Source organism: Citricoccus sp., assembly GCF_035445025.1.
Taxonomy (GTDB): Bacteria; Actinomycetota; Actinomycetes; order Actinomycetales; family Micrococcaceae; genus Citricoccus.
Genome location: NZ_DAOMPX010000055.1, coordinates 1 through 13,977 on the forward strand (window position 1 = coordinate 1; position 13,977 = coordinate 13,977).

The 13,977-nt window shown below is 67.2% G+C and carries 13 protein-coding genes; 8 read left to right on the forward strand and 5 right to left on the reverse strand.

Annotated elements, in window-relative coordinates; all coding sequences use genetic code 11:
• From PLJ28_RS13070 to PLJ28_RS13105, 8 genes are all read left to right on the forward strand, one after another.
• Positions 1–938: shikimate dehydrogenase (locus PLJ28_RS13070; protein WP_324590218.1), on the forward strand; the 938-nt coding region annotated here is incomplete at its 5' end.
• An 18-nt stretch (positions 939–956) separates the two neighbouring features.
• Positions 957–2,030: a DMT family transporter gene (locus PLJ28_RS13075; protein ID WP_298045401.1), complete on the forward strand. Its 1,074-nt coding sequence runs from the start codon at positions 957–959 to the stop codon at positions 2,028–2,030.
• Positions 2,031–2,374: 344 nt separating this feature from the next.
• Positions 2,375–2,695, forward strand: coding sequence for a YciI family protein (locus PLJ28_RS13080; RefSeq protein ID WP_183528831.1), 321 nt, complete (start codon positions 2,375–2,377; stop codon positions 2,693–2,695).
• A 35-nt stretch (positions 2,696–2,730) separates the two neighbouring features.
• Positions 2,731–3,876, forward strand: a complete 1,146-nt coding sequence (locus tag PLJ28_RS13085; RefSeq protein ID WP_183528829.1) for an alcohol dehydrogenase catalytic domain-containing protein — start codon at positions 2,731–2,733, stop codon at positions 3,874–3,876.
• Positions 3,873–5,630 (forward strand): FAD-dependent oxidoreductase, encoded by a 1,758-nt coding sequence (locus tag PLJ28_RS13090; protein WP_183528827.1) that lies wholly within the window; start codon positions 3,873–3,875, stop codon positions 5,628–5,630. Before PLJ28_RS13085 ends, PLJ28_RS13090 begins: the two co-directional genes overlap by 4 nt.
• A gap of 83 nt (positions 5,631–5,713) precedes the next feature.
• On the forward strand, positions 5,714–6,472 hold the full coding sequence (locus PLJ28_RS13095) for an IclR family transcriptional regulator (RefSeq protein WP_183528825.1): 759 nt from the start codon (positions 5,714–5,716) through the stop codon (positions 6,470–6,472).
• A 226-nt stretch (positions 6,473–6,698) separates the two neighbouring features.
• The gene (locus tag PLJ28_RS13100) at positions 6,699–8,153 is read left to right on the forward strand and encodes an MFS transporter (protein WP_183528823.1); all 1,455 of its coding nucleotides are present in this window, start codon (positions 6,699–6,701) and stop codon (positions 8,151–8,153) included.
• Positions 8,154–8,260: 107 nt separating this feature from the next.
• On the forward strand, positions 8,261–9,382 hold the full coding sequence (locus PLJ28_RS13105) for a Gfo/Idh/MocA family protein (protein WP_183528821.1): 1,122 nt from the start codon (positions 8,261–8,263) through the stop codon (positions 9,380–9,382).
• Positions 9,383–9,396: 14 nt separating this feature from the next.
• Here PLJ28_RS13105 and PLJ28_RS13110 read toward each other — a convergent pair whose 3' ends face one another.
• The 5 genes from PLJ28_RS13110 to PLJ28_RS13130 form a co-directional block, all read right to left on the reverse strand.
• Positions 9,397–10,086, reverse strand: coding sequence for an SDR family NAD(P)-dependent oxidoreductase (locus tag PLJ28_RS13110; protein ID WP_183528819.1), 690 nt, complete (start codon positions 10,084–10,086; stop codon positions 9,397–9,399).
• 118 nt (positions 10,087–10,204) lie between these two features.
• Positions 10,205–11,482, reverse strand: a complete 1,278-nt coding sequence (locus PLJ28_RS13115) for an MFS transporter (RefSeq protein ID WP_255459685.1) — start codon at positions 11,480–11,482, stop codon at positions 10,205–10,207.
• A gap of 262 nt (positions 11,483–11,744) precedes the next feature.
• Positions 11,745–12,641: a LysR family transcriptional regulator gene (locus PLJ28_RS13120; RefSeq protein WP_183528817.1), complete on the reverse strand. Its 897-nt coding sequence runs from the start codon at positions 12,639–12,641 to the stop codon at positions 11,745–11,747.
• 705 nt (positions 12,642–13,346) lie between these two features.
• Positions 13,347–13,667 (reverse strand): type II toxin-antitoxin system RelE/ParE family toxin, encoded by a 321-nt coding sequence (locus PLJ28_RS13125; protein ID WP_183528815.1) that lies wholly within the window; start codon positions 13,665–13,667, stop codon positions 13,347–13,349.
• On the reverse strand, positions 13,664–13,977 hold a 314-nt coding region (locus PLJ28_RS13130), incomplete at its 5' end, for a ribbon-helix-helix domain-containing protein (protein WP_324590219.1). The genes PLJ28_RS13125 and PLJ28_RS13130, both read right to left, overlap by 4 nt.

The following is a 13,977-nucleotide window of genomic DNA, read 5'->3' on the forward strand; positions in this document are numbered from 1 at the left end:
AGGGACGCGAACAGGGACTGCACTACCTCTACCGGCACGTGGACGTCGCCGCCCTCGGGTACACCGGGGACCAGGCGCAGCGGGAGGCGCCGAGGCTGCTGGAGTACGGCCGCCGGCTGGGCTTCAACGCGTTCAACGTCACCCACCCGTTCAAGCAGACGATCATGGCCCACCTGGACGAGGTGGACGAGGACGCCCGCAACCTCGGGGCCGTGAACACCGTCGTCTTCTCCGATGGGCGCTCGGTGGGCTACAACACGGACTTCTCCGGGTACATCACCGGCCTGCGGGCCACGCTGCCGGAGGCCGACCTGGCCGCGGTGGTGCAGCTCGGCGTCGGCGGTGCCGGCTCGGCCGTGGCCTACGCCCTGCTGCGTGCCGGAGCCGCAGAGCTGGTGCTGATCGACCTCGACACCGACCGGGCCGCCGCCCGGGCCGGTGACCTGCAGGCGCAGTTCCCGGGCCAGCGGGTGACCTCCCGGTCCCACGGCGAGCTGCAGGATGCGCTGGCGGGGGCCACCGGCTTCGCGCACTGCACGCCCGTGGGCATGCACCTGCACCCCGGGATGCCGGTGGCGGCGGAGTGGCTGCGGCCGGGGATGTGGGTCTCGGACGTGGTCTACCTGCCGGTGGACACCGAGCTGATCGTCACCGCGCGGGCCCGGGGCTGCGACGTGGTGGACGGCGGCACCATGGCGGTGGGCCAGGCCGTGGACGCCTTCCGGCTGGTGACCGGGCGCCCGGCCGACGCCGACCGCATGCGCCGCCACTTCCTGGAGATGGTGGCCGCCCAGCAGACTGATTCTGGCCTTCGGGGACCGGCAGGCACGGTGGAGGCAGCGCCCAGCACGGGTGAGGGGGCAGGATGGGGTGCCCTGCGCTTGCCGGCCAGGCGAGCCGGCGCCAGAACCGCCGCCGACATCCATCAGCTGTCATAGATACCGAAGGAGACCCGCGTGGGAAGGTCCGCCTCGCTGATCCTGGCGCTGGCCGGAGGATGGGCGATCGCAATCCAAGCCCGGGTGACGGGCGCCCTGAAGCTCGAGCTGGGTGACGCGGCGCTGGCCGCGGCCGTGACCTTCGGGTCCGGCCTGGCCCTGATGATCGGGGTCAACGTGGCCACCCGGGCCAATCGTCAAGGGGTCGCCCGCATGGTGTCCGGAGGCCTCAAGGGTCGGTACCCAGCGGTGTTCATGTTTAGCGGCTTGTTGGGTGCCTATGCGGTGTTTGGCCAGGGCGCCTCGGTAGACCTCATCGGGGTCGCCGTCTTCTCCCTGGTGTTCATCGGCGGGCAGATGGTCGCCTCAGCGGTCCTAGATTCAGCGGGCTGGGTCCCGGCAGGCCGGACGCGGCTCGGAGCGGCCCGGTTGCTGGGCATACTCGTTGCCTGTGCAGGAGTCCTTCTCGCGCTGTCGGTCCGCTTTGACGCCGGCGGCCGCGTCGACGGCGGTTCCGGGTGGGTGTCGGACGATGCCGGGACGACCGGCCTGTTGGGCCTGATCGTGCCGTTGCTGATCGTGTTCACCGGCGGACTGGTCCAGCCGGCTCAGATGGCCATGAACGGCGTAGTGAGTGCCGCCGTGGGACGTCCGGAACCGCTGGTGCTCTTTAACTACCTGACCGGCACCCTGGCGCTGGTGATCGTGGCCTGGCCGGCCATAGCGGCCGGGGGTCTGGTCCGGCTGCCACTGGGCCCGGGGGATTGGTGGTACTACACGGGAGGGCTGCCGGGGTCGCTGGTCGTGATCGGCGGGGCGCTGCTGACCCAGACCATCGGGTCACTGCTCTACACGCTCGGCCTGGTGGCCGGACAGGTCAGCGGAGCGCTGGTGATGGACAGCCTGTGGCCCACCCCGGGAGTGCTCGTCGGCTGGCAGACCGTGACTGGCGGGGCGCTGACGATCATGGCTCTCGTCCTCGCCTCCGCCGGAAACCTCCGGATAATCCTGCTCGGCCGGGGCGGGAGAGGTGCTGCGGTGAAGAACGCGCACGGTGGTATTGCCGAGGAGGGCGATCTCCGCGTCCGGTGAATACGCCGTCCATCGGGTATCCCGCATCCTGCGCCGTTCAAGAGTGTTCACTGGCCGAACCGGATGTGGATGAGACCACAGCCGCCGACCTGAGCGCGTAGGAACTACGCGGCGCCGGCGCCTCCCTCAAGCCCGACGGCACACCGCTACGTGCATGTGCGGCCGTGCCGGCTCCCGAGCCCTCCGGGATCGCTGCTGCCGTGCTGGGACCCACCGGACGTGTCCGTCGGTGCCCATTGAATGGGAAGTGCCCTGCTGGGCGTGCGCGCGACCGACCATCATGGCGGTGACCCACTTCACCCTCGGGCCCTCAAGAACCCGGGAGCCTCGAAAGGACGTTTCTCATGGCCCTCTACGCCGTTACCTACGCCTATGTTCCTGAGACCGAACCGATGACGCGGGCCCGTTCCGCCCATGTGGACTTCCTGGCCAGCCTGCACGAGCAGGGTCGGCTGCTGGCCTCGGGTCGCCTCACGGAGTGCGACCCGCTGGGTGCCCTGCTGGTCATCACCGGTGACTCGGTGGCGGACGTGGAAGCGCTGATGGACGGGGATCCCTTCCAGGTCGGGGGTTTCATTGCCGAGCGTCTGGTTCGCCAGTGGAACCTCGCCTTCGGCGTGGTTGGTGCCGCGGGCACCGAGGGCCACCCGGCCCAGGCCGCCTGACCCGTCCCCTCCCGAAAATCAGGAAGACCATCACCATGCAGCAAGCCGTCACCACCTCCCGCCGCGTCATCGAGTACCGGGACGTTGCCGATCCAACACCGGCACCGGGCACCGCGGTCATCGCCATGCACGCCGTCACGCTCTGTGGCACCGACCTGCACATCTGGGACGATGACTACGCCACCGAGTTGCCCATTATCCAGGGCCACGAGGCAGCCGGCACCATCCAGGCGCTGGACCCCGCGGACAAGGGCGGCGTGTGGCGAGTCGGGGACCGGGTGGCCATCAGCCCGATGTCCTACTGCGGTACCTGCTATGCCTGTTCCGTTGGACGGGTCAACGCTTGTCGCCATATGAGCGTGTATGGCTGCTATGAGGACGGATCGCTTGTCACCGCGCAGGCCGTGCCGCTCGAGAAGCTGTACCGCGTCCCGGACCGTGTCGACCTGGGCCTGGCCCCGTTGTCCGAGCCGATCTCCATCGCGATGCAAGCCGTGCAGCGCGGTCGGGCGCAGGCCGGAGAGAAGGTCCTCGTCTCGGGAGCCGGCCCCATCGGCCTGCTCGCCACGGTCTACCTCAAGGACCTGGGCTGTGACGTCACCGTGGCGGACGTCAATCCAACCCGGTTGGCCCTGGCGCTGGGCATGGGGGCGGATCGCGCCCTGGAGGTGAGCCCCGGGAATTTCCCGACGGCGGCCCAGCAGGCCGGGCTGGCCACGCTCACGAACGGCAACGGCCCCTCCTTGGTCATCGACGCCACCGGCGCTCCGGCCTCGGTAGCCACCGGAGTGGACCTGGTCGCTACCGCCGGTCGGGTGGTGTGCGTGGGGATCTCCGACGCGGAGTTGCGCCTGACCTTGCGGACCGTGCCGGTCAAGGAGCTCGACCTCCTGGGCTCGCGCAACTCTCAGAACCTCATCGGCCAAGCCCTGGATCTGCTGGACCGATACCAGCAGGTCATCGCCCCGATGATCACCCACCGCTTCGGCTTCCATGAGCTCGACCGGGCCTTCGCCGCACTTGCCGACCCGGACGCCGGGGTCGGCAAGGCCGCCATCGACTTCCCCGACGCCCCAGACGACAGGTCAGGCGCCGCCGTCGCCGCCGGTGCCACCGGATCAGCTGCCTCCGCAGGCGCTCTCGCAGCCTCCACCCACCACAACGAAGGAGCAGTAGCATGACGGATCCCCGGACCCGCACCCTCCTGACTCCAGCACATCACCTGGCGGACCGTTATGACGTGGTGGTCATCGGCTCCGGTTGCGCCGGGATCACGGCCGCCCTCGTGGCCGCCCACGCCGGGCAGTCGGTACTGATAGTGGAGAAGGACAAACAGCTCGGAGGCACCACCGCCGCCGGCGGCGGCGTGATGTGGGCGCCGAACAACCACCTCATGCCCAGCCGAGGCTTCACCGACACGGCCCGGGACGCAGCGGCCTACCTCCGGGCCGCCACCCGCGGACGCCTCAGCGACCACGAGATCGCCTGGTACCTGAAGACCTCCGCCGCGGCGATCCGCTTCCTCGACGACTACACCCGTGTGGAGTACGCCCCGCTGGCCCGCCCGGATTATCACATGGAATGGCCCGGGGCCACTCCGGGCGGTCGTGGACTGGACCACCAGGAATTCGACCCCTCCATAGTCCCCGGCCTGGCCCAGGCCCTGCGCCCGCCGACCTATCTGCCGCGGATCACCATGGACGAACGCGACCGGCTGCACGGCGGCGCCCCGGACCCGGCGCTGCTCGCGGCCCGCGCCCAGCGCGGGATCCGCACCATGGGCGGGGCGCTGGCCGGTGCACTGATCGCCTCGGCCTGGGAGGCCGGCGTCGTGATCTCCGCGCCCTCCCCGGCCACGGGACTGGAACGGATCGTTCACGGCGGAGCCGGCTCCCTGGCAGAGGACGGTGCCGATCTGCCGCCCCAGGGCGACCGCTGGATGCTGACCGTGGGCGATGAGGTGACGGTGCGCACCCGATCCCTCGTCATCGCCTCGGGCGGCTTCGAATGGTCCCCGCAACTGACCGGCACGCTACTGCGCTTTCCGATCGTGCCCATCTCGGCGCCGTCCAACGAGGGCGACGGACTCAGGCTGGGCTTGGCCGCTGGGGCATCGATCGCCGAGACCCAGGACATCTGGGGTGTACCGGTGCTCACCGCCCACGGCGCCGAGTACGGCGGCCGGCCCAGCGGCAGGATGGGCAACGTCGAGGCCACGCTGCCCGGCAGCGTCGTGGTCAACCGAGCCGGCCGGCGGTTCGTCAATGAGGCCCTGAACTACCACGACTTCTCGCGGGTGTTCGGGAACGTCGATCCGGTTTCGGGCGACTTCGCCAACATCCCGGCGTATCTGGTGGTGGACTCCCGGTACGCCGCGAAGTACCCGGTGGCCGGACACCCGGTGTTCTCCAGCCCTGCCGACGCCCCCGCCTGGATGGTGCAGGCCGACACCGTCACGGGGCTGGCGGACCGGATCGGCGTGGACCCAAACGGCCTGGTCGACACCCTCCGGCGGTTCAACGAGCATGCCCGCACCGGTGAGGATCCCGACTTCGGTCGCGGGGCCACCGACCAGGACCGTCACCTCGGCGACCCGGCGAACACCCCCAACCCGTGCCTGGCCCCGGTAGAGACCGCCCCGTTCTACGCGGTGCAGTTGCATCCGGGGGCCCTTGGGACGGCCGGTGGATTGCGCACGGACCTGGATGGTCAGGTTCTGGACTGGCGGGATGAGCCGCTCGGAGGACTCTACGCAGCGGGGAACTGCTCAGCCACCGTATTCAGGGATGCGTATCCTGGCGGCGGGGCCACGATCGGCTCGGCCATTACCCGCGCCTTTGCGGTGGGCACTCACATCGTCAGCGGGACTGGTCCAGTCCAGCCCCCGGCCGCGGACACCATCCCCGCGGGCCGCGACTTGGCGTCTGCCGGTTGAGCAGACCGGGCGGGCGCCGGTGAATGTCGCTGGGTCGATCGGACTATGGTGGGATCATGGCGAACTCGCGTTCCGGGGAGTCCGTGGTCGAGCGGCTGGTGAGGATCCTGAACGCCTTCGACATGGATCATGCGGAACTGACGGCCACCGAGGTGGCTGCCCGAGCGGACTTGTCCCTTTCCACCGCCCACCGGTTGGCGGGGGACATGACCACCCATGGACTGCTACGGCGCACACCGCAGGGGAAGTTCCGCATCGGACTGGTGCTATGGGAGCTGGCCCAGCGCAGCTCGTCTTACCAGGAGTTCGGTCAGCAGGCGCTGCCTTTCATGGAGGCCGTGCACGTCACCCAGCGCCAGAACACCAGCCTGGCCATCTTGGACCCCGAGGACCGCACCATCATCTACCTGGAGCGGCTCATCAGCCAGGACGTACCGACAGACCTGACCAAGGTCGCCGGTCGGCTGCCCGTTCTCTCGACCGCTCCTGGCCTGGCCATCCTGGCGTTTTCCCCGCGCCACATGCAGGAACGGTTCCTCAGCGAACCCTGGGATCCGGTCACCCGTAATTCGGGGCTCACCGAGGAAGGCTTGCGCCGTCGGCTTGCCCAGGCGCGGATGGACGGTTACGTGCATATGCGAGGGGTCCTGGTCCCAGGCTCCTCCGGGACTGCTGCACCCGTGCTCGGCCCCGGAGGCCGGGTCCTCGGAGCCATCTCGATCGTCTCGGCCGTGGACCAGATCGACCTCAAGGTGCAGGTGCCCGTGCTGCTGGCCGCCGCGCGGGGGCTGTCCCGGCAGATGGGATCACAGGGCAAGTTTGCGGAGCCAGACGCCTTCTGAGCCAACCGATCCGGACGCCATGAGAATGGCCCGAGGACTGGTGGGCAACCGAGCTGAGCTGACGCCAGAGCACATCGCGCGGATTTCATTCAATGGGATTCGGGGCGCGAGACGTGCACCGCGTGGCTCACGATGATTCGTAACGCTCATCACACTGAGGCCGAAAGTTCCGGACTGGCAGTGAACCACGGGCATCTGGAATCCCTAGACATCCAAGGAGACGGCCATGGCTGATCCCACCCTCCCGGCGACCGGAGACGTGGCCGGCACTCACGCGCTGGACGCGCGCAAGGCTACGCCACAGGCGCGTAAGGCCGCCCTGGCCTCGTGGCTCGGTTCCACCTTGGAGTACTACGACTTCTTCATCTACGGAACGGCCGCGGCGCTGATCTTCAACCGCCTGTTCTTCCCCGAGGGTGACCCCGTGGTCGCGACGGTGGCCGCGATGGCGACGTTCGGCGCCGGTTACCTGGCCCGGCCGATCGGTGGGCTGGTCATGGGGCACGTCGGGGACCGGATCGGGCGTCGCACCGCGTTGATGATCACGTTGGTCATCATGGGTGTGGCCTCGACGGCCATCGGCCTGCTACCGACTTACGACGCGGTGGGAGTCTGGGCCACTGCTTTGCTGCTGCTGTGCCGCCTGGCCCAGGGTTTCTCCGCTGGGGCCGAGGCCGCCGGCGCCGCCACGATGACGCTGGAGCATGCACCCCAACGCCGTCGGGCCGAGTTCTCCAGCTCCGTGATGATGGGCTACGCCTCCGGCATGGTGCTATCCAACCTGGTCTTCATCCCCATCGCCCTGCTGCCCGATGACCAGTTCACCAGCTGGGGGTGGCGGGTGCCCTTCCTGGTCTCCGTGGTCGTTCTGGTCGTCGCCTACTGGGTGCGCACCAAGCTCGAGGAGACGCCCGTCTTCGAGGAGCAGGTCGAGGGCATGGTAACCAGCGGCGAGCCCGGTGCCCATCGTGAATACCTCGCCGAGGCGGCCATCGACCGCACAAGCACCGACGTGCCCGCCCTGCTGGTCCTGAGGACGCAGTGGCAGGACGTCGTGCGCATCGTGTTCATCACGCTCTTCTCGGTCATCCAGACGATCGTGACCGTGTATGGACTGCAGTATGCCGTCAACGTCCATGGCATTGACCGAACTGCGATGCTCACTATCAACGTCATCACTGTTGGCCTGTCCATGGTCAGCATCCCGCTGGCCGCCCGGATGGCGGACCGGATCGGTCGCAAGGCCACCCTGTTCATCGGCGCCGTCGGCTGCGTGGCTTCCATCTGGGGCTTCTTCTGGGCCATCGGTGAGCAGGACCTGATTTTGATCTTCGTGTTCGCCTTTATTAACCAGTCCATTTTCTACTCCTGCTGGAACGGCGTCTGGCCGGCGTTCTTCCCCGAGATGTTCGCCGCCCCGGTGCGCTACACCGGAATGGCCATGGGCAATCAGATCGGCCTGATCCTCACTGGTTTCGCCCCCACCATCGCCGCCGTCCTCGCCCAGCCGGGAGCCCTGGGCTGGATCCCGGTCGCCGTGTTCGTCACCCTAGCCGTGGGAATCTCCTGCCTCGCGATTGCCACCGCCCGGGAGACGTATAAAGTGCCCACCGCCGAGCTCGGCCCGGCCCGGGCCCGGAGCGCGTTCCAGGAGCACCCCGAACTGCTCGGTAAGCAGTAGAGCCGGCGCCACCCCGCCGAATGCAGTGCCCGCGGCTGCCACCGTGCCGATTTTCCCGGCACGGTGGCGTCCCACGTCCACCATCACAAGCACGAGGAGCATGATCAATGACGACGACCACCGCCCCCGAGGCCACCCATCCCGTCCCGGGGGCCACCGGGCTTTTGCGCGTAGGCATCGCCGGCGGCGGCGCGATTTTTCGCAACCACCTGGAGGCCTACCGGGCGCTGCATGACGTGGAGGTGGTGGCCTTATGTGACATCGATGCCGAGCGTGCGCAGCAGCTGGCCATCGCGAACGAGATCGACCACGCGTTCGGCTCGGTGACGGACATGCTGGCCTGGCGGGGCGTGGACGGGCGAGGGCTCGATGTTGTGTCCGTCTGCACCCCGCATCCCACCCACGAGGCTGTGGTCGCCGAGGCTGCCGCTGCCGGCGTGCACGTGTTGTGCGAGAAGCCGATCGCGATCGACCTCGCCGCCGCCGAGCGCATGGTGACCACCTGCCGGGAGGCCGGCGTGACCTTCGGCGTGCTGTTCCAGCGCCGTTTCTGGCCCGCCGCCCAACGGATCCGTGCGGCAATCGACGACGGCACGATCGGCACCCCGATCCTGGGCCACTGCTCGGTCATGCTGCACCGCGAATCCGAGTACTACTCCGCCACCCCCTGGCGCGGCACCTGGGCCAGCGACGGTGGCGGGGTGCTGATGACCCAGGGCATCCACTACATCGACCTGCTGCAGTGGTTCATGGGAGACGTGGTGGAGGTCCACGGCCACACTGCGACATACGTCCACGGCGAGCACATCGAGGTGGAGGACTCCGCGGTGGCCACCCTGCGGTTCGCGTCCGGGGCGATCGCCACCCTGCAGGCATCCACCGCGGTGACCCCCTCCCTTGGAGTGCAGATCAGGGTCACGGGCTCCAGCGGTGCCACGGCCCAGCTGACGGAGTTCCCGGAGGGCACCGACGGCCGCGTGGACATCTGGGCCACCGGTGACAGCGTTGGCGCCTCGGAGACTTGGCCGTCGTCGCTGGCGCCCAACGCCGACCTGGCCACCATTAACGGAGCGCTGCTCCCCTGGCACCGGGTCCAGGTGGCCGACTTCGTGGACGCGGTGCGCACCGGCGCGGATCCCGCCGTCACCGGCGAGGAGGCCACCAAGTCGCTGCGCATCCTGCTGGCCGTCTATGAATCCTCCCGGACGGGGCGTCCGATCAGGTTCTGAGGCTACTGGGCAGCTCAGTAAGTGGCGCGCCCCCCGGAGGCGTCGTAGACCGCTCCGGTGGAGAAGGACACCTTCTCGGAACTGAGCCAGGCAATGAGCTCTGCGATCTCGACGGCGGTGCCGAACCGGTTCATAGGCGTCATCTCCTGAGAGCGCGCGAGGATTTCCGGTGCAGTCTCCGCGTTCATGGGCGTCTTCACCGCCGCCGGGGCGACGACGTTGACGAGTACTCCGGTAGTGGCGAGCTCCTTGCCCAATGATTTCGTCAGGGCGATCACCGCCGCTTTCGATGCCGAGTAGGCGGCCTGGCGCGGGTTGCCGTCCTTGGCGGCGATGCTGGAGAGGTTCACGATGCGGCCCCAGCCCCGTTCGGCCATCGATGGTACGAATGCTCGGCACATCAGGAACGTCCCGTCCACGTTGACGGCGAAGGTCCGGCGCCAGGCCGCGACGTCGGTGTCCACGACGTCCGCTCCGGGGCCCACGGTCCCGGCGCAATTGACCAAGACATCGACCGGGCCGCATTCCCGGGCGAGCTGCCTCACGGAGTCCTCGCTGCTAACGTCTACGCGGAAGTCGGCTCCCGGGGCCAGGTCGGCGGTGAGAACTACCAGTCCGTCCGCGCGGAGCCGCTCGGCCGTCGCGGCGCCGATGCCACTGGCACCGCCGGTAATCAGGGCCCGTCTCGGGGCTTGTTCAGGCATGGTCGTGGAACCCTCCAGAGTAGTGATGGATGGAGGCCGCAGGGGCCGACCGGGACGTACCCGGCCGGCCCCTGCTCCTCGGATGGGAACCCCTACCCCTCCTGCGGGTCGGGGAATTTCAGTAGATGCCCTTGGCCTGGAGATCGGCTAGTTCGCGCTTCTTCAGTCCAAGGAACGGCAGAGGAACCTTGTACGTCTCCGGGCCGGTGGCGAAGGCCACGGCCGAGAGCACCGCGAAACCGCAACACATCCAGGCAACGGGGCCCCAGTTGGCGGAATCGCCGCTGGTCATCCACTGGGCCAGGGCAGGGGCAAAACCGGAGACCAACAGGCCCAGCATGAGGCCGATCGCCATGCCGGAGTAGCGCACCCGGGCCGGGAACTGCTCCGGGAAGCTGGCCATGTATGAGCCGTTCGGGGCCGCGTAGAAGACGCCGAACAGGATGACCGCGGAGACGAAGACCATGGCGACGTTCCCGGTGCCGATCGCGTTGAAGAACACGAACATCATTACGCCTGCGCCGAGTGCGCCGCCGATGAAGACGGGTTTGCGGCCGATTCGGTCCGCGAGCCACCCGTAGAAGGGCTGGGTGAGGACGGCCGCGAAGTTACCCGCCGCGATGGCCAGCAGCATAGTAGTGCGCTCGATGCCGTTGTACTCCACCGCATAGGCCAGACCGAAGACATTGACCACGGTGTTCATCATGGCGAACGTGGCGGCGAACATCACGCGCACCACTGAAGTCCAGTGGTTGCGGAACAGTTCCACGATGGGGACCTTGACGACTTCGTCAGCATCCTTGACCTCCTCGAAGACCTCTGGCTCTTCCAGGGTGCGGCGGATGACGAAGGCGAGGACGGTCAGGACAATGGAGATCCAGAACGGGACGCGCCAGCCCCAAGACATCAACGCCTCATCGTCCATGGCTGCCACCGGGATGAACACGAGGGTGGCTAGCACGATGCCGAACATAATTCCGGACATGGTGAACGAGGCGAAGAAGCCGCGCCGGCCTTCCGGGGCGTGCTCCATGGACAGCGATGCGGCCCCGGGGGACTCGCCGCCGGCGGACAGGCCCTGCAGAAGGCGCAACAGCACCAGCAGGATCGGGGCGAGCATACCGACCTGTTCATAGGTGGGCAGGCAGCCGATCAGCAGGGTGGAGACGCCCATGGTCAGCAGGCACGCGATCAGGGTGTTGCGGCGGCCGAAGGTGTCCCCGAGGTGGCCCCAAAGCACAGCTCCGAGCGGGCGGGCCACGTAGGCGACTCCAAGGGTGGAGATGGACAGCAGCACCGAAGTCGCGTTGTCATCAGCGAAGAACACCGAACTGAAGACCAGCGCGGCGGCCGAACCGTAGATGAAGAAGTCGTAGTACTCCAAGGTGCTGCCCAAGAATCCCGACAGGGCCGCCCGACGCGCGTTTCGCGGGTCGGTGAGGGAACGGGTATGCGCGGCCACGGTCTCGGTACCCGCGAGGGAGGCATCGTCCGCAGAACGGCGGGCATCGCTGACTGAAGCGCTCAAGATGGCCCCTTTCTTATGTCTATGGACCACCACATCCGGTGATCGACCTCACATAAGCGTAGGGATGCAAACTGTATAAGTGTAGAACAAAATTCGGGATTGATTATGTACACGGTCAGCACAATCCTCATCACCGTGAGGTATGTGCCATAACCCTCTCAACGAGGTCCAGCACGGCGTGGAGAGCTGGTGTCCCCGGCCCAAGGGACCACGCCAAGCCGTGATCCAAGGTGACGGTTGGGTTCAGCAAGGAGCGGTACACGGCGCCGGGCGGCAGCATCGGCGCGATGGTCTCCGGCGCTAGCGTGATACCGACGCCGCCAGCCACGAGCTGCAACACGACGTAGGGATCAGACGTCTCCTGCACCACGCGTGGACGGAATCCGGCGTCAGAGCATTGCTGCATCAGCGTGGCCTCCAAGGCCGATCCGCCAGACGTTGACGTGGTGACGAAGGGTTCGTCGGCGAGGTCGGTGACGTCGATGGTGCCCGCCGCTGCCAGTCGGTGGTCAGCCGGCAGGACCGCGCCGAGGTGCTCTTGGTACAGCAACCGCGTGTTCATGGCGCTGGCTGCGATGGGCAAACCCACGCAGGCAAGGTCCAGGGCCCCGTGGCGCAGCTGGACTAGGGCATCATCCGTTAGGACCCGGCCAATGAGCTCGAGTTCGACACCGGGCAACTCTTGGTGGACTCCGCGCGTCAATGGCGGCAACAGGACGTGGTTCAACACTCCTGAATAACCGATACGGACCCGACCGACGACCACGTCGGCCGCCGCCGTGGTGGCCTTCCTGCCCGAAGACAGCCGTTCGAGGCTTTCCCGGGCGAAGGGAAGGAACGCTAATCCAGCGCTGGTCATGCACACGGATCGGGTGTTGCGGTCGAAAAGGTCCGAGCCGATCTCCCGCTCGAGCTTGCGGATCATCTGACTCAATGGCGAATGGGCCATATGCAGCCTGGAAGCGGCACGCCCGAAGTGAAGCTCTTCAGCCACGGCGATGAAGGCCTCCAGCCAGCGAGTGTCCACGTCCGTGATCCTATCGGGAGCCTGAACCTGCTATGGGATAAGTCCGATCCGACGGTCCGCGACGAAGCATCGCCCGCGTTGTCGCGAACGGACCAACCGAGGTTCCTTACCTCGCTGGCAACTGGATCTGTAGATAGCGGTGGGGGCCACTGAATACCACGGTTCACGAGCGATAGCAGCGGAGAATCGATAACACCGGACAATGGTCGCGACGCTGACGACCAATCGGCTACGACAGTCCGCAACATCCTGCGATATTGCCCCGCGAAGACGGAGTCTGAACGCCGTCCTCCGTCTCACTGAGCTACCCATCCGAGCGCGTCTCAAAGCCATCAATCCCGCTCAACCGTCCCTGAGAGCTTGAGCTGTCCGGCCAGTGTGCGTCAGCGCCCGACCGTGTTGAAGGCGTCCACCCGCAAGACTTGGGCTGTCGCGTCACCTGTTCCCCGCCACGAGGACACCAGCGTGCGAAGGTCAACGGCTACGAGGCTTCCGACGGAGAGCCGTTCACCGGGACGTCGTCGGGCTTACTGCAACATCACCGCTGGGGAGAAGATCAGGTTCCATGGCCACGCTGGACTTTCACTTTACATAGTCAGGCTTACAGGCCCGCTGTCGGGAATATCGCTCTGACCACGCAACGAAACCCAGAGCGCTTCACATACACCCGCCCGACAAGCACTGGTGGCAGCCGCCGGAGGGCGTTCAGACGTCGAGGAGCTCGGAGGGGATGTCCCGGGCGGTGTGCAGCACCCGGTGGACACGAACCGCATCGACGTCGTCGGTATAGAAGGCCAGGTAGGGGAACCGGCGCAGGGCCAGGGTGCGGATCTCGGGGATGTCCACCTCGGCCCCCAGCCGCATGGAGCCCAGTTGCGGATGCTCACCGATGAGGACCTTGGCGTCTTCCAGTGCATCGACAAAGGCCAAGGCTGCGGTGGCAGCTCCTTGGCCGAGGTAGTACTCAACGGCTGCGGTGATGTCCTCATCGGCCCGCCGCGTGGTGACGACCTGGCGCGCGCTCACGCCGGTCCAGAGAGTTGGATCCGTTCACGCATCCGTTGGAAGTACGCCTCATCCATCTCCGACCCCGGCCCGGACCCCATGCCCTCCACCAGCAAGGCACGCAATTGCGTGCGTGCCTGCTCGCGTCGAATCAAATCTCGGACGAACTCACTGCTGGTGCCGTAGCCACGTTCGCCCACCTGGGTTTCGACGAACTCCTTGAGCCCGTCGGGAAGGGATACGTTCATCGTTGCCATGAGACCAGCATAAACCGTTTGACAAACTTTGCCATTGATGCATAGCCAGAGGTGTTCCGGTTCCAAGGAACTGG